The organism is Frigoribacterium sp. UYMn621 (genome assembly GCF_040549525.1).
In the GTDB taxonomy this organism is placed as follows: domain Bacteria; phylum Actinomycetota; class Actinomycetes; order Actinomycetales; family Microbacteriaceae; genus Lacisediminihabitans.
The window spans coordinates 17,866-36,752 of record NZ_JBEPTM010000004.1; the positions used below are offsets into that span (position 1 = coordinate 17,866).

Sequence of the window (18,887 nt, forward strand, 5' to 3'; positions counted from 1 at the left end):
TTGCAAACTACTTGAGAACGGGGGCGTCCGCCGAACTCGCGAGCCAGGTGGTCGCCAGCTTGTCGAGAGTGCCGTCAGCGCGAAGGGCATCCACGGCGGCGGTGACCTTCGTGGTGAGCGGGCTGCCCTTCGCCAGCACGAGACCGAACTGGTCTCCGGTGCCCGTCTGCTTGGGCAGCTGTCCGATGATCTTGCCGCCGTCGAGCTCCGCACCGGTGAGGTAGAAGGCGGTGGGCAGGTCGACGACAAGCGCGTCGATGGTGCCGCTCTGCAGTGCGAGCTTCGCATCGTCGTTGGAATTGAAGGCCTGGGCTCCGGCGGTGGGCTTGATCTGCTTCTCGATGGCGTCGAAGCTCGTCGTGCCCGTCTGCGCGCCGACGAGGAGGCTCTTCAGGTCGGAGATCGACTTGGCGTTCTCGGCCTTGGAACCCTTGATCGTGATGACGGTCTGCGTGGTCTCGTAGTACGGCGAGGAGAAGTCGACGTCGGCCTTGCGCTCATCCGTGATGGAGAACTGCTGCAGGTTGAAGTCGAAGTCCTTGTCACCCGGCGCGATGGCCTGGTCGAAGGTGGAGCGCACCCAGACGACATCCTTCTTGGCGAACCCGAGCTTGTCGGCGACCGCGTAGGCGACCGCGGACTCGAAGCCCTTGCCTGACTGCGGTGTGTCATCGATGACCCACGGGAAGTAGGCGGGCTGGCCCGTGCCGATGGTGAGCTTTCCGGAGGTGACGTAGCCGGACGATCCGCCCGAGGAGGACGACGAGGAGGGGGATGACGAGGCGCAGGCCGCGAGAGCGGCGACGAGCACCGCGGCTCCGATGGCGGCGACGATTCGGGAGGCAGGGATTCGGGTCATCCCTCGATCATGGCTTACCGTCGAAGCGCGGCATGGCGCGGACTACGAATTGTTACCGGATACCCTTGCCAGCATGATCCCTTCGGCGACGCTGCGTTCGCTCGCGCGCAGTCCGCTGCTGCTCTGGGCGGCATTCATCCTCGCGCACCTGTGGCTCGGAGCACTGAACCTCTACGGTCCCGGTCAGCCCTTCGGCGATGTGACCAGCGTCTACAAGTTCTGGACCGATCAGGCCCTCCTGTCGAACTACTGGGTGGGCATCGACGGCTCGTGGGTCTACCCGATCGTCGCTCTCGTACCCATGTTGATCGCCCGCGTCTTCGGGCCCGAGCTGTTTCCCAGTACCTGGCTTGGCCTGGTGCTGGTGCTCGACCTGCTCGCGCTCGGTATCCTGACCGGCTGGGGACGCACCAGCCGCAACATCGCGGTGGCGTGGTGGTGGGTCGCATTCCTGCTGCTTCTCGGCCCCATCGCGGTCGGACGCATCGACTCGATCACCGTTCCGCTGGCGGTCGTCGGTGTGCTGCTTGTGGCGACTCGTCCGCGAGCCTCGGTCGTGATCCTCACTGTCGCCACCTGGATAAAGGTCTGGCCAGCCGCCCTGCTCGTGTCCATCCTGATCGCGGTGCGCGCGCGCCGGCAGGTGGTGGTCGGTGCGGGGATCACGAGCCTCGTCATCGTTGCGATCGCGCTCTCCCTCGGCGCCGGCGCGAATGTCTTCAGTTTCATCACCCAGCAGTCCGTTCGCGGGCTCCAGGTGGAAGCGCCGATCAGCACCGTCTGGCTGTGGCAGGAGTTCGCCGGAGTGCCGAACACCTTCGTGTATTACGACCAGGGGCTCCTGACCTGGCAGGTACGGGGCCCCGGTGTCGAGGCGGCCAGCATGCTCATCAACCCCCTGATGGCACTCGTGGTGGTTGCCATCACGATCCTCGCCGTGATCGCCGTGCGTAGTCGTGTGGCCGTCGCGGACCTGCTGCCGTCACTGTCGCTCGCCTACGTCGTAGCCCTCATCGCCGTCAACAAGGTCGGTTCGCCGCAGTACATCACCTGGCTCGCCGTGCCCGTGATCCTCGGTCTCGCAGTAAACGCCGTGGGCCGTGGGCGAGTCTTCCGCACCCCGGCGATCCTGGTGCTGGTGCTGGCCGCGCTCACCCAGGCGATCTACCCCTACTTCTACGGCTATCTGCTCAGCCTCGACCCGCTCATGCTCATCGTGATCTCGGCCCGAAACCTGCTGTACTTCGTCCTGCTCGGCTGGGCCGTCGTCTCGATCTGGCGGGCTTCCCGGGCCGCCGAATTCTCGGTGGACCCCGATGACCGACCCACTGTGGATCGACCCGACATCGATCGACCCGTGGCCTGGCTTCCCGCGGTCTGGCCGTTCGGGGTCGAGCACACGAGCACCGAGCCCACGAGCACCGAGCAGCGTGACAGGCTGGACGAGGGCGAGCCGGCCCGGTAGTCGCTTTCGCCATCGATCAGAGGAGATCCCATGCTCGTAGCATTCTCAGTCGCCCCCAGCGGCGCACCGGAGTCGGATGATTCGGTGCACGACGCCGTCGCAGCCGCCGTGCGCGTCGTGCGCGAGTCCGGCCTGCCGAACCACACCGACTCGATGTTCACGACCATCGAGGGCGACTGGGACGAGGTCTTCGCCGTAGTGAAGCGCGCGACCGAGGCCGTCGGCACGTTCGGAACCCGCGTGTCACTGGTGCTGAAGGCCGACATCCGTCCGGGTCACACGGGCGAACTCACCGGCAAGGTGGAGCGCCTCGAGCGCGCGCTCGACGCGCAGGGCTGAGCGCCAGGGTCCGCCATCGCCCTACAGTAGAACCCAGGGAGCGTCGCCGACGCACCCGACGATGCTCGACGGTGAGTCTTCGCACTCCCTCGATCCCCGAACGGCCCGTCACCCCCGTGAAAACCCTGTCTCCCGCCCGGACGCGCCTCGCCCTGCTCGCTCTCGCGCTCGGAGGATTCGGAATCGGATCCACCGAATTCGTCGTGCTCGGCCTGCTGCCCAACATCGCCCACGATCTCCTGCCGCAGCTGTATGCCCGTTCGCCGGAGGTCGCGAACGCGCAGGCCGGTTGGCTCGCCTCCGCCTACGCGCTCGGCGTCGTGGTCGGTGCGCCGACCATCGCCGCGTTCGCCGCGAGGTTCCCGCGCAAGAAGCTGCTGCTCGTGCTCGCCGCCGCGTTCACCCTCGGCACGGTGCTGTCCGCGGTGCTGCCCACCTTCGGGCTCGTGCTCGCGGCGCGGTTTCTGGCGGGGCTGCCCCACGGCGCCTACTTCGGCATCGCGTCATTGGTCGCCGCCTCCCTGATGGGGCCCGGCAAGCGCGGGGCCGGAGTCGCCTACGTTCTGTCGGGGCTCACGATCGCCAATGTGGTCGGTGTGCCCGCTATCACCTTCCTCGGGCAGCAGGCCGGCTGGCGGGTCGCCTACTTCGCCGTCGCCGTGATCTTCGGGCTGACCTTCGTCGCCCTCGCGCTGCTGCTCCCGACACAGCCGGGGGATGCCTCCGCCACGATGAAGCGGGAGCTGAAGGCCTTCGGACGCTCGCAGGTCTGGCTCACGCTGCTCACCGGCGCGATCGGTTTCGGCGGCTTCTTCTGCGTATACACGTTCATCTCGCCGATCTCGACGGATGTCGCGGGACTCGCCCCGATCGTCGTGCCGATCGTGCTCGTCGTGGTGGGCCTCGGGATGACGCTGGGCAATATCATCGGTGGCTGGGCCGCCGACAAGAACGTCGTGCGCGCGATCTACTCGTTCTTCGGCCTCTTCGTCGTGTCGCTCGCCGGGCTCGCCCTCACGGCCCACCTCGTTCCCGGACTCTTCGTCTTCGTCTTCCTGGTCGGTGTGGCGGCCTCGGGTATCTCCCCGGCCATCCAGACCCGTCTCATGGATGTCGCCGGCGACAGCCAGACTCTGGCCGCGGCGGCGAACCACTCGGCCCTCAACATCGGCAACAGCCTCGGCGCGTACCTCGGCGGACTCACGGTGGCAGCGGGGCTCGGCTACATCTCCCCGGTGTGGGTCGGCCTGATGCTCTGCGCGCCGGGACTGGCCCTCGTGACGTGGAGCGTGCTGTTGCAGCGCAGCCGTGGCGGCTCGCTCGCGAGCCGGCGCGAGCATCCGATCGTGCCGCTCGCGGCGGAGTAGCCCGGCTGCTCGTGCCGCGGATCCGGAGATCCGCGCACGGCGCTAGAAGCTGTTCGGCGCGTCCGTCGAGATCAGGATGCCGTCCTGGATCGCGCGCTTGCGCAGCGCCACCTTCGTGCCGACATCGATTCCGGCGACGCGGTACTTCTCGCGGATCCTCTTCAGGTAGCTCTTGGCGGTCTCTTCCGAGATCCCGAGCTGGAAGGCGACGGCCTTCACCGGCTCGCCGCCGCCGTAGAGGGCCATCACCCGGCGCTCCTGCGCGCTCAGCTTGGGGGCGCCGCCGACATCGCCGGCGTTGAGGGCGAGATCCAGTTCGGCGGAGACGAAGGAGTCGCCCTGGGAGGCGGCCCGGATGGCTTCGACGATCATCTCGGCATCCTCGCTCTTCACGAGGTAGCCGAGGGCTCCGGCCGCGAGAGCCTCGCGCACGACGTTCGGCTCCGAGTAGGTGCTCATGAGCACCGTCTTCACCCCGGTCGTCTTGAGCGTCGAGATCTTCAGCGAGATCGGAATGTTGTCTTTGAGGTCGAGGTCGAGAAGCACCACGTCCACGGGGAACTCCGCGTGCGTCAGCAGGTCCGGCCAGGTGGACACCGCGGCGACCATGTTGATGTCGGATGCGGCGTTGCGGATCCATTCGGTGAGCGCACCGAGCAACATCTTGTGGTCATCGACCAGTGCGAGGCGGATTCGATCGTCAGTGGGGGGGACGGAGCTGTCTGGCACGGGGGCCTTCCATTCTGTGGACGCGTCTCTATCGATGCTATTGGTCGGCGGGGTTGGTGACGATGCACTCGATCTCGACACGCAGGCTCGAGTTCTGGGTGGAGTCGAGGAATCTCCCGACTTTGCCGATCGCATCCCAGGTGGCGGGATCCACCCGACTGCGCGGCACGGCGGTTGTGGTGATGACGAGCGGCACCGTGATCGTCTTCGACCCCGGCTCCGGGATGGCGGTCACCGGCCCGATGGTGAGTTGCGCGGTCGGACTCGACTTGCTCTGGTCGCTCACCAGCAGCCAGACCGCCGCGAGCAGGCCGTCGCGCTGTTGCGGAGCGAGCAGGCCGGCGAGACTTCCGCGGTCGGCAAGGGTCACGGACTTTCCCAACTGCTCGGACTCCGTGATCGCGTGATAGAGCCAGGTCTCGCGTCGGCCCTCGATGAGGTGCAGCCTGAGTTCGGTGGCGAGGGATGCCGCGGTGGACGCCGTCTTGGGGGAGAGGGGCAGCTTGGTGCGTCCCGTTGCGACGGACTCGAGGAGTTCCTCGGCGGCGAGGTCGAGCCGCGCGAGTTCTTCCGATGCCAGCATGCCAACGGCGAAGCGCGGCGCGGAGACGGTGCTCTGAACCAGTACCCGGTCGAGTTCCAGCTGCACGATGCGGCGGAAACGCCGCACGATGTAGATTCCGAACACCACCGGCATCACCGCTGTCGCCAGGAGGAGGATCTGGGCGGGAATGTTCTCCGGGGTCAATTTCGTGGTCAGGAGCATTGCCACCAACAGGGTCATTCCGAGAATGGATGCGACCGCGAGCAATTCGCGGCTGCGACGGAGGGTGACGGCGGCGAGCAGCCCGAAACCGGCGGACGCCGCGGCCGTGGCATAGCGACCCACGTCATGAAGAGACCAGATGGCGATGAGATCGAAGGCGACCACGCCGGCCAGGCCGATCAGGAAGGTACCGAACAGCCAGTCGGGCATCTGTTCGCCGCGGGTGGCGATGGTCGTGGCGACGCCGACGAGCGCGAGCGCGTACACCACCCACGCCAGCGCCGCGGGCAGGATGGAGGGATACTCCCCGGCATGGCTCACGAACATGCCGATGCCGTACACGGCCTGGAGGGCGGCGAGAACGCTCGCGCCGACGCCGAGGTAGCCGGTGCCGAGACTGGCCCCGCGCGCGCTGGCCTGGCGCATGGCGCGTCCGGCGGTGGACGTGGCCGGCACCCCGGCACGGTTGCGCTTGCCGAGGATGACCCCGAGGGTGTTCTCTTCCGGGCGGGCGTAGTCGGTCACTTGGGCACCTCGAGCACGACGGTGGTTCCGGCGCCCGGAGAGGAGAACAGTCGCGCGTTGCCGCCGACGTCCTTCAGGCGCGCGACGACGGAGTCTTTGAAGCCGAGCCGAGCCTCATCGATGTCCGAGATATTGAACCCGACGCCGGCATCCGTGACCATGGCCCGCACCGTCGATTCGTCATCGGTGATGGTGACGTGGGCGTCGGTGACCCCGGCGTGCCGGCGCACATTCTCCAGGCACTCCGCGAGCGCGAGGAGGAAGGCGTCGAGAACATCGCTGGGGAGAAGAACCTGGCCGGTGCCGTGCCAGCTGACCTCGAGGCCCATGCGCCCGAAGCGCTGCTTCACCGATTCGAGGGTGGTGCCGAGAGCGGTCTCCTCGACGGGTTCCAGGTTGTAGACACCCGAGGACTGGGGAACGGGAGTCGCTCCGAGCCTCAGTTGGCGCAACAGCCGCGCGTCTTCGCCGGACTGCTGCTGGAGAGCGGATGCCGCGACCCCGACACCGGAGTGGGCGAGGAGGGTGAGGGTGGCGAGCACGGTGTCGTGCAGGAGCCTGGCGCCCTGGCGACGCTGGGCCTCGGTCTCGCTGGCCTGGCGCTCGGCCCGGTGGGCTCGCCCGATGCTGTAGATGCGGCGGGCGGCCCGAGGGATGCTGGCCGAGAGCCAATACCCGAAGACGGCGGCGAGCACCCAGCCGGTCATGATCTGCGCGTCCTGTACCGAGACGGGTCCGGGAATGGCCAGTTCTGCGAGCACGAGGGTGGCGAGGAATGCGACGACCAGCAGGATGATCCGCCCGACGCCGGCCGTGAGGACCACCGCGAACGAGGCGATCGCACCGGCGGCCAGGGGCACGATCGCCGTGCCGAGGGAGCTGCTCGCCTGGTCTTCCCCGGGCAGTTGCACCACGAACAGAATGCCGAGTCCCGACAGGATGCCGAGCACGATCCAGACGAGGGACTGGTTCACGCCGACGCGGTAGAGACTGAACGCGAGCACCACGAACAGCGGGAGGGCGGAGAGCAGCGTCGCCAGTTGCAGCACTCCCGGCACCGAGAAACAGACAAGGGCCACCGCTGTCGAGCCGAGGCCGATGAAGCGGGCGGATCGCTGCAGAAGTCGATCGCGCTCCTTGGCGATGAGTTCCACAGAGCAATAGTCACACATCGACACCCGCCGCGGGGGCGCGACACCGCCGGCGCCGTCACACGCGAGCGACACTCACTCCGGGGTGAGCCAGCCTTCGCGGATGCCGTGGCGTCTCAGCAGGATCTTGGTCCCGAGATCGATGCCGATGTCCCGATACTTGCGCCGAGCGCGTTTGATGTAGGACTTGACCGTCTCTTCGGTCGTTCCCATGTCTCCGGCGACCTCGCGGATGGAACGCCCGGAGGCATAGAGCGTGATCGCGCGAAGTTCCTGCCGTCCGAGCCCGGGATCGAGGGTCCTGCCGTCGCCGGACAGCGCTCCGGCGAGAGGACCGTTCTCGTAACGCTGGCCCGCGGCGGCGGATTGGATCGCGCGCACCAGTTCATCGGCCGACTCGGTCTTCGGCACGAAGCCGAGTGCGCCCGCCCTGATCGCGCCATGGATGGAGGAGGACTCCGCGTGGCGACTCATGACGATGGTGCTGGAGCCGGCGGCGTTGAGGGCCCGCACCTTCGCGCCGATCGAGACGTTGTCGTCGAGGTTGAGGTCGAGCACGACCACGTCGACGGGGAACTCGGGGTGCGCCAATAGCCCCGACCAGCTGGACTCGCCGATGGCGACATGGATGCCATGACGGCGCGAATGCAGGTGCGCGACGAGTCCGTCCACCACGAGCTGGTGATCATCGACGATCGCAACTCGGATGAGGGCAGACTTCTCTCGCTTGTGAATCACTTCGACCGGCTTTCCCCCGTGGCAGGTGCAAGCTCGGGTGCTGGCACAGACCACTCTGTACACCCAGCATAGTCAAACTGACAGTCGCTCGGGTGCCGGGGGGTACCCCCAAAACGGCCCTGTCACTGCCCAGGAGGGGGCTAAGACTCGAGCAATCGGATGAGCTCCGGGCCCACCAGTGCGTCTTCGATGAGGAATCCGTCGTGACCGAACTCGGAGTGGATGACCACGGCCCGGCCGCCGTCGATGTTGCCGGAGACTCCGGCGGCGATGGTGACCTGGTCGGCGAGGGGGAACAGCCTGTCGCTGTCGATTCCGAGCACGACGTTCTTCGCGGTCACGCGGGACAGGGCGGCCGCCACACCGCCACGGTCCCGACCGATGTCGTGCGAGTTCATCGCCTGCACGAGCAGCACATAGCTGTTGGCATCGAAACGCCGGGTGAACTTGTTGCCGTGGAAGTCGAGGTAGCTCTCCACCGCGAACTTGCCCTCGGCGCCGAGGGGGCTCACGCTCGACTGCCAACTGCGTTCGAACCGGTCGTTGAGCTCGGTGGGAGAGCGGTAGTTGAGGAGGGCCATCCGGCGGGCGAGGGAGAGCCCGCGATAGGGCCCCTCGCCATCCGCACACTCGTAGTAGTCGCCGTCGGCGTACTTCGAATCCATGGTTATCGCTTCGATCTGCACCGAATTGAGCGCGATCTGGTCGGCGCTCGAGATGGTCGGCGCGGCGATGATCGCCACACGATCGAGGCGATCGGGATGTCCGATGGCCCATTCGAGGGCCTGCATGCCTCCCATGGACCCTCCGATCACGGCCGCCCAGCGCTCGATGCCGATCGCATCGGAGAGAGCGACCTGCGCCGAGACCTGGTCGCGGATGGTGAGGTAGGGAAACCGAGCTCCCCACTCGCGCCCGTCGGGGGCGAGGGATGCGGGGCCGGTGCTGCCCTGGCAGCCGCCGAGCATGTTCGGAGCCACGACGAACCAGCGATCCGTGTCGACGGCCTTGCCCGGTCCGATGATGCCTGACCACCATCCGGCGGTCGGATGTCCCGGTGCCGCGGCCCCGACCACGTGGCTGTCGCCGGTGAGTGCGTGCAGCACCAGGACGGCGTTACTGCGGTCGGCGTCGAGTTCGCCCCAGGTCTCGTACGCGATGCGGCCGGAGGGGATGCCGCCGCCGCGCTCGAACTGCTGGGCACCGATGGAGACGAAGAGGCGGTCGCCGGGGTTGTCGCCCTCTCGCCATGCTCCGGTGGCCGGTGGCTTGCCGATCATCGCCCGCGTGTTCGCCTCGGTGACGAAGCTCGATGGGACCGTGTCCTCGGAAGTCTGCCAATCCATGTCTCAGCAAGTATCGCAAGTTCTGCCGGGGGAACGACCTTTGTTACGGTTCGGCCGCGGAAGAGGGCGGTCGAGAGGAGTGCCGCAGCACGCCACTCGACCGCCGCCATCGTTACGCGCTCTGCGCCGCCTTCGTGACGGCGCGAGCCGCCGCGAGTCCCGCGGAGAGGTCGGCGATGATGTCGTCGATGTTCTCGAGGCCGACCGAGAGCCGCACGAGGCCGGGCGTGACGCCAGAGGTGAGCTGCTGCTCAGGGGTGAGCTGCGAGTGGGTGGTCGACGCCGGGTGGATGATCAGGCTGCGCACGTCTCCGATGTTGGCGAGGTGGCTGAACAGGGTGACGCTGTCGACCAGGGCGGCTCCGGCATCCACTCCGCCCTTGAGCTCGAACGACAGCACCGCCCCGACGCCCAGGGGGGCGTATTCGTTGGCCGTGGCGTACCAGGGGCTCGACGGCAGTCCCGAGTAGTTGACCGAGGCGACGTCGTCGTGGTTGTCGAGCCATTCGGCCACCGCCTGCGCGTTCTGCACGTGACGCTCGATGCGCAGGCTCAGGGTCTCGATGCCCTGGATGAGCTGCCACGCGCTCGCCGGAGCGATGGCGGAGCCGAGGTCGCGCAGAAGCTGCACGCGGGCCTTGATGATGTAGGCGATGCCATCGCCGAGCACCGTGGTGTAGCTCGCGCCGTGGTAGGACGGGTCCGGCTCGGTGAGGCCCGGGAACTTCTCCACGTTCTTGGACCACTCGAACTTTCCTCCGTCGACGATGATTCCGCCGATGACGGTGCCGTGACCGCCGAGGAACTTGGTCGCGGAGTGCACGACGATGTCGGCCCCGTGCTCGAACGGACGGATCAGGTACGGCGTCGCGATCGTGTTGTCGACGATGAGGGGAACGCCGTTCTCGTGCGCGACATCCGCGACCTTCTTGATGTCGAGGATGTTGATCTTCGGGTTTCCGATGGTCTCGGCGAAGAACAGCTTGGTGTTCGGGCGAACGGCGGCAGCCCATTCTGCGGCGTCGTCCTGATCCTCGACGAAGGTCGTCTCGATGCCGAGCTTCTTCAGGGTGTACTTGAAGAGGTTGTAGGTTCCGCCGTAGATCGAGGATGACGAGACGATGTGGTCGCCCGCCTCGGCGATGTTGAGCACGGCGATGGTCTCCGCGGCCTGGCCGGAGGAGACGAGCAGGGCGGCGGTGCCCCCCTCGAGAGCCGCGACGCGCTCCTCGACGACGTTCTGGGTCGGGTTCTGGATGCGCGTGTAGATGTTGCCGAACTCCGCGAGGGCGAACAGGTTCTTGGCGTGCTCGGCGCTGTTGAAGACGTAGGAGGTGGTCTGGTAGATCGGAGTCGCGCGAGCATTGGTCACGGGATCGGGTGCCGCACCCGTGTGGATCTGCTTGGTCTCGAACTTCCAGTCGGCCGCGTTGTCGCTCATGGGTCTCTCCTCAAAGTAGTGCGGGCAGGGTGATCGCTCGCACAGGCGAGCCTAGGCAGGGCTCCGGCGGGGATCAATGGCGCGTGACTTCCGGCGTAATAGTGCGCGAGCACCACATTGACACATGCGACTACTTTTGCGAGAGTACTCCAGTGTCATCCATCCGCCTCTTCGTGCTCGGCTCGCTCGCCGATCGTGGAGCGATGCACGGCCACGCGCTGCGCCTGCTGGCCGAGCAGGAGCACATCGACGAGTGGACCGACTTCACGGTCGGGGCGGTCTACGGGGTGCTCAAGCGCCTCGCCACGGAGGGCCTCATCGAGGTGGTGCGCACCGAGCGGGAGGGAAACTACCCCGAACGCCAGGTCTACGACGTCACGCCCGCCGGTTCCCTGGCCCTCGACGGCTTGCGGCGAGAGGGTCTCGAGTTCTTCGAACTGCATCCGGATGCGTTCGATCTCGCGCTCTCGCGTCTCGATCCCGATCGCCTCGATGAGCTCGAGGGCATCATCAGTACCCGCATCGCGGCTCTCGAGCGTCTGCTCGAGGACACCGCAGCACACCACAAGCAGGTCGACCAGTACCTGTGGAAATCCGAGCAGTGGGCGATGAGCCACCAGCTCGCCAAACTCCAGGGCGAAATCGCCTGGCACCATCGCCTTCTCGTGGCGCTGCCCGAGATCATCTCTGACGAACTGACCAAGAGGTCCGCGAAAGGACTCAAACAATGACCGAAACATCCGAGGCGACAGCCAACCGACCACCGTCCTGGGTCGCGCCGCGCGGAGTGACCGATAAGCGCGCCTGGGGATCCCTCGCGGTGCTGCTCATCGGGCTCTTCATGTCGCTCCTCGACACCACCATCGTGAATGTCGCCCTCCCCACCATCCGGGACAGCATCAACGCCAACGAGGCGACGCTGGCCTGGATCATCTCCGGCTATGCCCTCGCGTTCGGCCTGGTGCTGATCCCGGCGGGTCGAATCGGCGACCGGTACGGGCACAAATGGGTGTTCTTCACGGGTCTCGCGGTCTTCACGGTGGCGAGCCTGTTCGCCGGACTCGCCCAGAACTCCACCGAACTGATCGTCGCCCGGGTGCTCCAGGGGGCGGGCGGCGGTATCTTCTTCCCGCCGGTCACCGCGTTCATCCAGCTGCTCTTCCCACCGATGAAGCGAGGCAAGGCCTTCGCAATCCTCGGCGCCGTGCTGGGTGTCTCGTCCGCGCTCGGCCCGGTGGTCGGCGGTCTGCTGATCCAGGCCCTCGGTACATCCACCGGATGGCGCTACATCTTCTTCGTGAACCTTCCGATCGGTGTCGTCGCGCTGGTCGCCGCGGTGATCGTGCTTCCGAAGCTGGTCGCGGGGGAGAAGGCGTCGATGGACATCATCGGCCTTCTGCTTCTGGCCGGCGGTCTCGTCGCGATCCTTGTTCCGCTGATCCAGGGGCAGGATGAGGGGTGGCCGCTCTGGACATACCTCTCGCTGGTCGGGGGCGCGATTCTGATCGTGCTGTTCGCGCTGTGGGAGCTGAGGCTCGCTCGCCGCGGGTCGTCGCCCCTGGTTCCGCCGCATCTCTTCTCGCACCCCGCTTTCACCGGGGGCACCATCCTCGCGCTGGTGTATTTCGCTGCATTCACCAGCATCTTCTTCACGATCTCGCTGCTCTGGCAGGCGGGACTCGGCCACACCGCGCTCGAGTCCGGCCTCGTGTCCATTCCGTTTGCCGTTGCCAACATCGTCGGAGCGTCTCAGAGTGACCGCGTCGCCCAGAAGCTCGGACGCAACGTGCTGGTGCTCGGTGCCGCCCTGGTGGCCGTCGGCCTCATCGCCCTGTGGATCATCTTCCTCACGGTGAAGCCCACGGACCTGACCAACTGGATTCTGCTCGGCCCGCTCGCCATCGCCGGATTCGGCAACGGTTTCTTCATCGCGCCGAACTCCCGATTCATCGTGGCGACTGTCGACCGCACCGAGGCGGGAGCCGCGAGCGGGGTCATCGGCACGATGCAGCGCATCGGAAGCGCGATCGGCATCGCCGTGGTGTCGAGCGTTCTGTTCGGGGTGGCGAATCTCTCCGGGCTCAAGACGGAGGTCGCCGACAAGGTGGCCAAGGCGCTACCGGAGGCGATGAAGAGCGGGGACTACGCGACTCCCGCGGCTGCGGCGAAAGCGCTCGGCTCCCAGATCTCCCAGTCGAGTCTCGCAACCCACTTCGGGGATGCGGCGACCGCATCGATGCTGGTGAGTGCGATCTTCGCGATCGTCGCCCTCGCGCTCGTCTTCACCCTGCCGAAGCGGGTCAACCTGCACTGAGCCTGCACTGAGCCGGCACTGAGTCGGCGCCGTGCCGCGGCCGTCACCGGTCCCGGGTCGAGCCGGTCGGATCCTTTCGCGAGGGTCCGGCCGGCTTTCTCTCTTTTCCGGTGTCGAGTTCGATGAACAACCAGCGCGGCTTCGGCTCGATGATCGGCCGGAAGATGCGGCGAATGAGAGGGCTCGCGAGGGCGATCGAGATCGCGATGCCGGCGAGGATCATGGCGACGAGCAGCAGGTCGGGCGTCGGATCGTTCGTGAGGATCCCCGTCTCGCGCAGGGGATAGAGGATGAAACTGTGCAGCAGGTACACGTACATGGTCGCCTGGCCGAAGCCGGTGATCCAGGTCTCCGAGCGGGGCACCAGCACGAAGAAGGCGGCGCTCAGAACCGTCGCGAGCAGCAGGAATGCCAGCCGTACCAGCCCGGCCCACCAGTCGGTTTGGCCCAGTCCGTCGTACGAGTCGTCGTAGAAGAGCCAGTGCACGTCGATCGACTTCCAGAAATCGAGGAAGAGCACGAGTGAGGCCGCCCACGCGGCGAAGACCGCGATAGCGAGCCCGCGGATGAGCCAGGTCTGCCGCTCGAGCACATGCCACTTCTCCACGAGCTTCCACTGGCGCAATTGCCAGCCGAGCACGAAGAACGGCAGGATGCCGATGGCCCGCGAGAGCGAGAAGGTGCTGTCGACGTTGCTGAAGTACCCGACTCCGATGGAGAACAGCACAGACCAGAGCAACGGCCAGCGCAGCAGCACGAGGTACGGCAGCACGAGCCGGAACACCCCGAGGGCGAGCAGGAACCACAGCGTCCAGTGGGGTGTGGTGGGGTTGGCGCTCGTCCGGCCCTCCACCAGGTACTGCACGACGGTCCAGATCGTCTGCATGATGACGTACGGCAGCAGGATGTCGGTGATCAGGCGTTTCATCTGCCGGGAACTCGGCGGGGCAGCGTTCGAAAAGTAGCCGCTGATCAGGGCGAATGCCGGCATGTGAAAGGCGTAGATGAACAGGTAGACCACGAGAGCGTGATCGTTGTGGGCGGTGAGCCGCTGCACCCCGTGCCCGACCACGACGAGGGCGACGCAGGCGAACCTCCCGTTGTCCCACAGCGGAACCCGCTGCTTTCGTGGGGCACTTGCGGTGGCGGTGCTCGTCATGCGAACACCATAGCCGCGCTACGGTTGGGGAGGGGCAGACGAGGGAGAGCAGTGACGTCACGACGCGTGGTGGTAACCGGTGCGAGTTCGGGAATCGGAGCGGCGACGGTACGCCTGTTCCGCGCCCGCGGTTGGGATGTGGTGGGCGTCGCCCGCCGAACCGATCGTCTCGAGGCGCTCGCCGCGGAGACCGGAGCCGACATCTTCACCGCCGACGTCACCGACCAGGCGCAGGTCGACGCCCTCCGGGAGTTCCTCGCGGACCTCGGCCCGGTGCACGCGCTCGTCAACAACGCGGGTGGCGCCTTCGGCATGGCCTCGGTCGAAGACAGCGATGCCGAGGACTGGGTGCGCATGTTCGACGTGAACGTGGTGGCCGTCAAGCGGGTCACGAGCGCGCTGCTTCCGCTGTTGCGGGCCGCGGCCGCGCTACCGGATGCCACGGGAGTCGCGCATGCGGACATCCTCACCGTCACGTCCATCGCCGGCCACATCGCCTACGAGGGGGGCGGCGGATACAACGCCGCGAAATTCGCCGCGCACGCCCTGGTCGGAGTGCTGCGGCTCGAACTCGCCGGCGAGCCGATCCGGGTGCTCGAGGTCGCTCCGGGCATGGTGAAGACCGACGAGTTCTCGCTCGTGCGCTTCGCGGGAGACCAGGCCAGGGCCGATGCGGTCTACGACAACGTGACGAACCCCCTGCATGCCGAAGACATCGCGGAGGCGATCGTGCACGCGATCGAACTTCCCGGATTCGTGAACCTCGACCTCGTGACGATCAAGCCGGTGGCACAGGCGGCCCCTCACAAGGTGATCAGGGGAGCTCTCGCACCGAAGGCCTAGTGCTCGACGCCACCTCGTCGGCCACATCCGCGAAGGCGAGCTTCGGAACGAAGAAGAGCAGAACGGCGGCCACCAGGGCGCCGACGCCGCAGATGATCCACACGGTGAGATAGCCGCTGAGGCTCGAGGCCGTGGACGTTGCCGCGGTGAGCACGCCCATGGCGAGCACGATCCCGAAGATCGCCGAGGCGAACGACCCGCCGATCGTCTTGGTCGTGTTGGTGAGCGCGGCAGCGATGCCGGTCTGCCCGCGAGGTGCCGCCGCGGCGGCGGCCGCCGGCATCGCGCCGACCAGCGCTCCCGATCCGATGCCGGCGATGAACATGTTGAGGAACACCTGCCAGGTCTCCAGGTGGAACGGCACGAACAACAGGTACCCGGTGGCGACGAGGAAGGCGGCGATGATGAGGGCCACCCGCGGAGAAAGCCAGCGAGACACGAGCGGAAAGAGCAGCGCACCCCCGATCATCGAGATGAGATAGACCCCGATGAGGGTGGAGCGGTCGCCGGAGTCGAGTCCGAGGCCGTAGCCGTTCGCCCGGTCAGTGCCGGCGTACGCACTGAGGGGGGCCTGCGCCCCGAGCAGGCTGATGCCGATGAGACCGGCGGTGAGCTGCACCGGCCACATGTTCGGTTGCCGAAGCACTCGCAGGTCGATCGCCGGGTCATCCTGCTTCAGCTCGTAGAGCCCGAACGGCACGAACACCAGCAGTCCGAGCACGATGAGGATGTACACCCACCACGCCTCGAGCCCGTTGAGCCGCAGGAAGGTGAGGCCGGAGGTGATCAGGAGCAGCCCGATGGTGAGCAGGCTGAAGCCGACGACATCGAGTCGTCGCCCGGGAAGCGGAGTCGACTCCGGCACACCGAAAAGCACCGCGAAGAAGACGAGGGTGACGGCGATCGCCGGGATGGCGAGAGTGAGCGGCACGTTGTTTCCGAACCATCCGAAAACCCGTCCCCCCAGCAGGGCGCCGACGATCGCACCGGCCTCGAGCGCGACGACGAGGAAGCCGGCCGCGCGCCGGGTCTGCGACGCGCCCCTGCCGGTGCGGCGGCCACGGTCGAAGATGAGTGCCACTTCCAGCGGAAGCCAGACGACGTAGAAGCCCTGCAGTGCCCACGCGATGAGGAAGGTGGTGAAGTTGTCGGCGAAGACGAGGGCCCAGCTCGCCCCGGCCGTGAGCACCGTCGAGACGAGCAGGATGCGCTTGTGCCCGAACATGTCGCCCAGTTTCGCCAGGATCGGCACGACGAGCGCGGAGAGCAGCAGCTGTGCCGCTTCGAACCAGTTGAAATCGGCATCCCGGATCTGGAGGTACTTCACCAGGTCGCTGATCAGAGGCACGTAGTAGCCCTGCAGGATGCCGCTCACGATCTCGACCAGGAACAGGTAGCCGATCAGGCCGAAGGTGATCGCCCCGGCCTTCGCACGCACTGTTGTCATGATCGGATGCTAGTGGTCGACCCGGGGCGGCAAGAAGCACACCGCGCGTTCTCGGGAGTACCGGGCAGCCGCTAGCGTGAAGCTATGACAATCGATGAGGAGCACACCCCGGATCGCGAGGTCCTGGGCTGGGACGAGTTTGGCGAGGCGAGTCGGGAGCTGGCGGCCCAGGTGCACGGGAGCGGATTCGTGCCCGACATGGTCGTGGCCATCGCCCGAGGAGGCCTGCTGCTCGCCGGATCGGTCGCCTACGCGCTCGACGTGAAGAGCTGCGGCGCCATTAACGTCGAGTTCTACACCGGGGTGGACCTGCGCCTCGCCGAGCCGGTGTTGCTGTCACCGATGCTCGACACACCCTCCGTCTCCGGGCAGAAGGTGCTGCTGGTCGACGACGTTTCGGACTCCGGCCGCACCCTCGCGATGGTGCTCGAGCTGCTCCTCAAGGCGGGGGCGGATGTGCGCAGCCTCTGTCTCTACTCCAAGCCGCAGACCGTGCTCGAGCCCGACTTCGTCTGGCGCAGGACATCCAAGTGGATCGCCTTCCCCTGGTCGTCCCTCCCCCCGGTCACCGTGTGACCGACGCCAGAGACGCGGAGTCGACTCCCTCGGTTCTGACCCGCTCGATCGACCCGGAATGGGCGAGTGCGCTCCGGCCGGTGTCGGGGTTGATCTCGAAGCTCCAGGAATTCCTCGACGGCGAGGTCGCGGCCGGTCGCGGATACCTCCCCGCAGAGGAGAACGTCTTCCGGGCATTCGCCGCCCCGCTTTCGCGGGTGCGGGTGCTCATCGTCGGGCAGGATCCGTATCCGGGGCTCGGGCATCCGATCGGGCTCTCCTTCGCCGTCGACCGGGCCGTGCGGCCGATTCCGCGGAGCCTCTGGAACATCTATAAGGAGCTGCGGAGCGACGTCGGGGTCACGCCCCCACCGCACGGAGACCTGAGCGCGTGGTCGCACCAGGGGGTCATGCTGCTCAACCGCGTGCTGACCGTCGAGCCGGGCAAGTCCGGCTCGCACCGTCGCAAGGGATGGGAGACCGTGACGGCGACGGCCATCCATGCGCTCGCCGATCGCGGCGGCCCGCTCGTGGCGATCCTGTGGGGAAAGGATGCCGTCGCCCTCGAGCCGATGCTCGGCTCGGTGCCGGTGATCAAGTCCGTGCATCCGAGCCCCCTGTCGGCCGGGGGAGGCTTCTTCGGCTCGCACCCCTTCAGCCGGGCAAACGCCTCGCTCGTGTCTCAGGGTGGGTCACCCATCGACTGGACGATCCCGGCGTAAGCTCGGTTCATGCTCGAGGAGGAATACCAGGCCACCCACCGTCCGCTGGAGGCGCAGCGCAACCTGCCCCCGCTCGAGGTGCCCTTCGAATATTCGATTCGGGATGCGCGACTCGAAGACATGCCGGACGTGCGGGAGATCTACAACCACTACGTGGCCAACTCGACTGTCACCTTCGATGAGACTCCGCTCACCCTTCGGGCGACCCGCTCCAAGTTCCAGCACCTGCAGAAGCTGGGCATGCCCTACCTCGTGGCCGAGAGCCCGAGCCAGCAGATCCTCGGCTACGCCTATGTCTACCCGTGGAAGGAGAAGGCGGCCTACCGCTACACCGTGGAGAACTCGATCTACCTGCGCGCGGCATCGACCGGCAAGGGGCTCGGCAAGGTGCTGATGGGCGAGTTGATCAGCCGTTCGAAGCAGGCCGGGCTCAAGGAGATCATCGCCGTCATCGCCGATCGCGGTGCCGAGGCCTCGATCAAGATGCACCAGGACTTCGGCTTCAAGGAGATCGGGCGCATGGGCAAGGTCGGCTTCAAGTTCGAGCGTTGGCTCGGCACGGTGCTCATGCAGAAATCGCTCAAGTAACGGCAGACTGAAGGATGTCGCGTAGCGATGCTTCCACCTCCGCGACCGACTCCGGCTCGCCGCGCCAGAGCATCCTCAGGATGAGCCCGTCGATGGCGAGTGCGACCACCCGGGCGCGACGGGGATCGGGCACCACGGGATTGATCGCCTCCTCCAGCGAGCGGTACCAGATGTCTGCCGCCTCCCTCAGGCCGTCGCGGCGCATGGCGAGGAAGAGGAGTTCGTACTGCGCGATGGCGGAGGCCCGGGAGCCGTACACCCACTCCCGCAGCACGGCCGCGGCATCGGCGAGGGATCCGCTCTCCAGGTGCGCAAACAGCTCGACCTGCTGCCGGGTGACCCGCAGCAGGGCGCTCACGAGCAGGTCGTCGATGCTGGCGAAGTAGTAGGTCGCCGCGGCAAGCGGCACACCTGCCTCGGCGGCCACGGCACGATGCGTGACCGCGCCCGGTCCGCCGTCCTCGAGCACCCGGATCACAGCATCCTGCAGCGCAGTGCGCCTCGCTTCGCCCTTGGCTGTCGTGGTCACGGCG

General features: G+C 66.9%; 19 protein-coding genes. 9 read left to right on the top strand and 10 right to left on the bottom strand.

Annotation, left to right across the window (positions count from 1 at the left end; all coding sequences use genetic code 11):
* Window positions 1–7: 7 nt before the first annotated feature.
* Window positions 8–859, bottom strand: a complete 852-nt coding sequence (locus ABIB54_RS08435) for an ABC transporter substrate-binding protein (RefSeq protein WP_354575078.1) — start codon at window positions 857–859, stop codon at window positions 8–10.
* A 73-nt stretch (window positions 860–932) separates the two neighbouring features.
* Between ABIB54_RS08435 and ABIB54_RS08440 the strand changes: the two genes are divergently transcribed.
* From ABIB54_RS08440 to ABIB54_RS08450, 3 genes are all read left to right on the top strand, one after another.
* A complete protein-coding gene (locus tag ABIB54_RS08440; protein WP_354575079.1) occupies window positions 933–2,324 on the top strand; it encodes a glycosyltransferase family protein in 1,392 nt (463 codons plus the stop codon).
* Window positions 2,325–2,354: 30 nt separating this feature from the next.
* Window positions 2,355–2,663: a thiamine-binding protein gene (locus tag ABIB54_RS08445; RefSeq protein ID WP_354575080.1), complete on the top strand. Its 309-nt coding sequence runs from the start codon at window positions 2,355–2,357 to the stop codon at window positions 2,661–2,663.
* 71 nt (window positions 2,664–2,734) lie between these two features.
* Window positions 2,735–4,030 carry an MFS transporter gene (locus ABIB54_RS08450; RefSeq protein WP_354575081.1) on the top strand — a complete coding sequence of 432 codons (1,296 nt, stop codon included), beginning with the start codon at window positions 2,735–2,737 and terminating at the stop codon, window positions 4,028–4,030.
* 42 nt (window positions 4,031–4,072) lie between these two features.
* Here the strand turns inward: ABIB54_RS08450 and ABIB54_RS08455 are convergent, their stop codons facing one another.
* The 6 genes from ABIB54_RS08455 to ABIB54_RS08480 form a co-directional block, all read right to left on the bottom strand.
* Window positions 4,073–4,759, bottom strand: a complete 687-nt coding sequence (locus ABIB54_RS08455; protein WP_354575082.1) for a response regulator — start codon at window positions 4,757–4,759, stop codon at window positions 4,073–4,075.
* 37 nt (window positions 4,760–4,796) lie between these two features.
* Entirely contained in the window at window positions 4,797–6,050 is a 1,254-nt protein-coding gene (locus ABIB54_RS08460; RefSeq protein ID WP_354575083.1) for a hypothetical protein, read from the bottom strand.
* Window positions 6,047–7,204 (bottom strand): sensor histidine kinase, encoded by a 1,158-nt coding sequence (locus tag ABIB54_RS08465; RefSeq protein ID WP_354575084.1) that lies wholly within the window; start codon window positions 7,202–7,204, stop codon window positions 6,047–6,049. The genes ABIB54_RS08460 and ABIB54_RS08465 overlap by 4 nt, the downstream gene beginning before the upstream one ends.
* Before the next feature lie 72 nt (window positions 7,205–7,276).
* Window positions 7,277–7,939, bottom strand: coding sequence for a response regulator transcription factor (locus ABIB54_RS08470; RefSeq protein WP_354575085.1), 663 nt, complete (start codon window positions 7,937–7,939; stop codon window positions 7,277–7,279).
* A gap of 140 nt (window positions 7,940–8,079) precedes the next feature.
* Entirely contained in the window at window positions 8,080–9,285 is a 1,206-nt protein-coding gene (gene metX, locus ABIB54_RS08475; RefSeq protein ID WP_354575086.1) for a homoserine O-acetyltransferase MetX, read from the bottom strand.
* A 112-nt stretch (window positions 9,286–9,397) separates the two neighbouring features.
* On the bottom strand, window positions 9,398–10,726 hold the full coding sequence (locus tag ABIB54_RS08480) for a bifunctional o-acetylhomoserine/o-acetylserine sulfhydrylase (RefSeq protein ID WP_354575087.1): 1,329 nt from the start codon (window positions 10,724–10,726) through the stop codon (window positions 9,398–9,400).
* 152 nt (window positions 10,727–10,878) lie between these two features.
* Here ABIB54_RS08480 and ABIB54_RS08485 point away from each other — a divergent pair, with 152 nt between their 5' ends.
* Both ABIB54_RS08485 and ABIB54_RS08490 read left to right on the top strand, forming a co-directional pair.
* Entirely contained in the window at window positions 10,879–11,457 is a 579-nt protein-coding gene (locus tag ABIB54_RS08485) for a PadR family transcriptional regulator (RefSeq protein WP_354575088.1), read from the top strand.
* Window positions 11,454–13,040 (top strand): MFS transporter, encoded by a 1,587-nt coding sequence (locus tag ABIB54_RS08490; RefSeq protein WP_354575089.1) that lies wholly within the window; start codon window positions 11,454–11,456, stop codon window positions 13,038–13,040. Before ABIB54_RS08485 ends, ABIB54_RS08490 begins: the two co-directional genes overlap by 4 nt.
* A gap of 43 nt (window positions 13,041–13,083) precedes the next feature.
* Here the strand turns inward: ABIB54_RS08490 and ABIB54_RS08495 are convergent, their stop codons facing one another.
* Window positions 13,084–14,199, bottom strand: coding sequence for an acyltransferase family protein (locus tag ABIB54_RS08495; RefSeq protein ID WP_354575090.1), 1,116 nt, complete (start codon window positions 14,197–14,199; stop codon window positions 13,084–13,086).
* A 51-nt stretch (window positions 14,200–14,250) separates the two neighbouring features.
* On the opposite strand from ABIB54_RS08495, the gene ABIB54_RS08500 reads away from it, so the two are divergent.
* A complete protein-coding gene (locus tag ABIB54_RS08500; RefSeq protein ID WP_354575091.1) occupies window positions 14,251–15,042 on the top strand; it encodes an SDR family NAD(P)-dependent oxidoreductase in 792 nt (263 codons plus the stop codon).
* Here ABIB54_RS08500 and ABIB54_RS08505 read toward each other — a convergent pair.
* Window positions 15,014–16,489: an MFS transporter gene (locus ABIB54_RS08505; RefSeq protein ID WP_354575092.1), complete on the bottom strand. Its 1,476-nt coding sequence runs from the start codon at window positions 16,487–16,489 to the stop codon at window positions 15,014–15,016. The two genes, ABIB54_RS08500 and ABIB54_RS08505, sit on opposite strands and share 29 nt — an antisense overlap.
* Window positions 16,490–16,573: 84 nt before the next feature.
* Between ABIB54_RS08505 and ABIB54_RS08510 the strand changes: the two genes are divergently transcribed.
* Genes ABIB54_RS08510 through ABIB54_RS08520 form a run of 3 tightly spaced genes read left to right on the top strand, consistent with a single transcriptional unit; the run spans window position 16,574 to window position 18,354 of the window.
* Window positions 16,574–17,065, top strand: a complete 492-nt coding sequence (locus ABIB54_RS08510) for a phosphoribosyltransferase (RefSeq protein WP_354575093.1) — start codon at window positions 16,574–16,576, stop codon at window positions 17,063–17,065.
* Complete coding sequence (locus tag ABIB54_RS08515; RefSeq protein WP_354575094.1) at window positions 17,062–17,766, top strand: uracil-DNA glycosylase; 705 nt, start codon at window positions 17,062–17,064, stop codon at window positions 17,764–17,766. The genes ABIB54_RS08510 and ABIB54_RS08515 overlap by 4 nt, the downstream gene beginning before the upstream one ends.
* A 9-nt stretch (window positions 17,767–17,775) precedes the next feature.
* A complete protein-coding gene (locus tag ABIB54_RS08520) occupies window positions 17,776–18,354 on the top strand; it encodes a GNAT family N-acetyltransferase (RefSeq protein ID WP_354575095.1) in 579 nt (192 codons plus the stop codon).
* Here ABIB54_RS08520 and ABIB54_RS08525 read toward each other — a convergent pair.
* Entirely contained in the window at window positions 18,347–18,883 is a 537-nt protein-coding gene (locus tag ABIB54_RS08525) for a TetR/AcrR family transcriptional regulator (protein WP_354575096.1), read from the bottom strand. The genes ABIB54_RS08520 and ABIB54_RS08525 overlap by 8 nt on opposite strands.
* Between the last annotated feature and the right edge of the window lie 4 nt (window positions 18,884–18,887).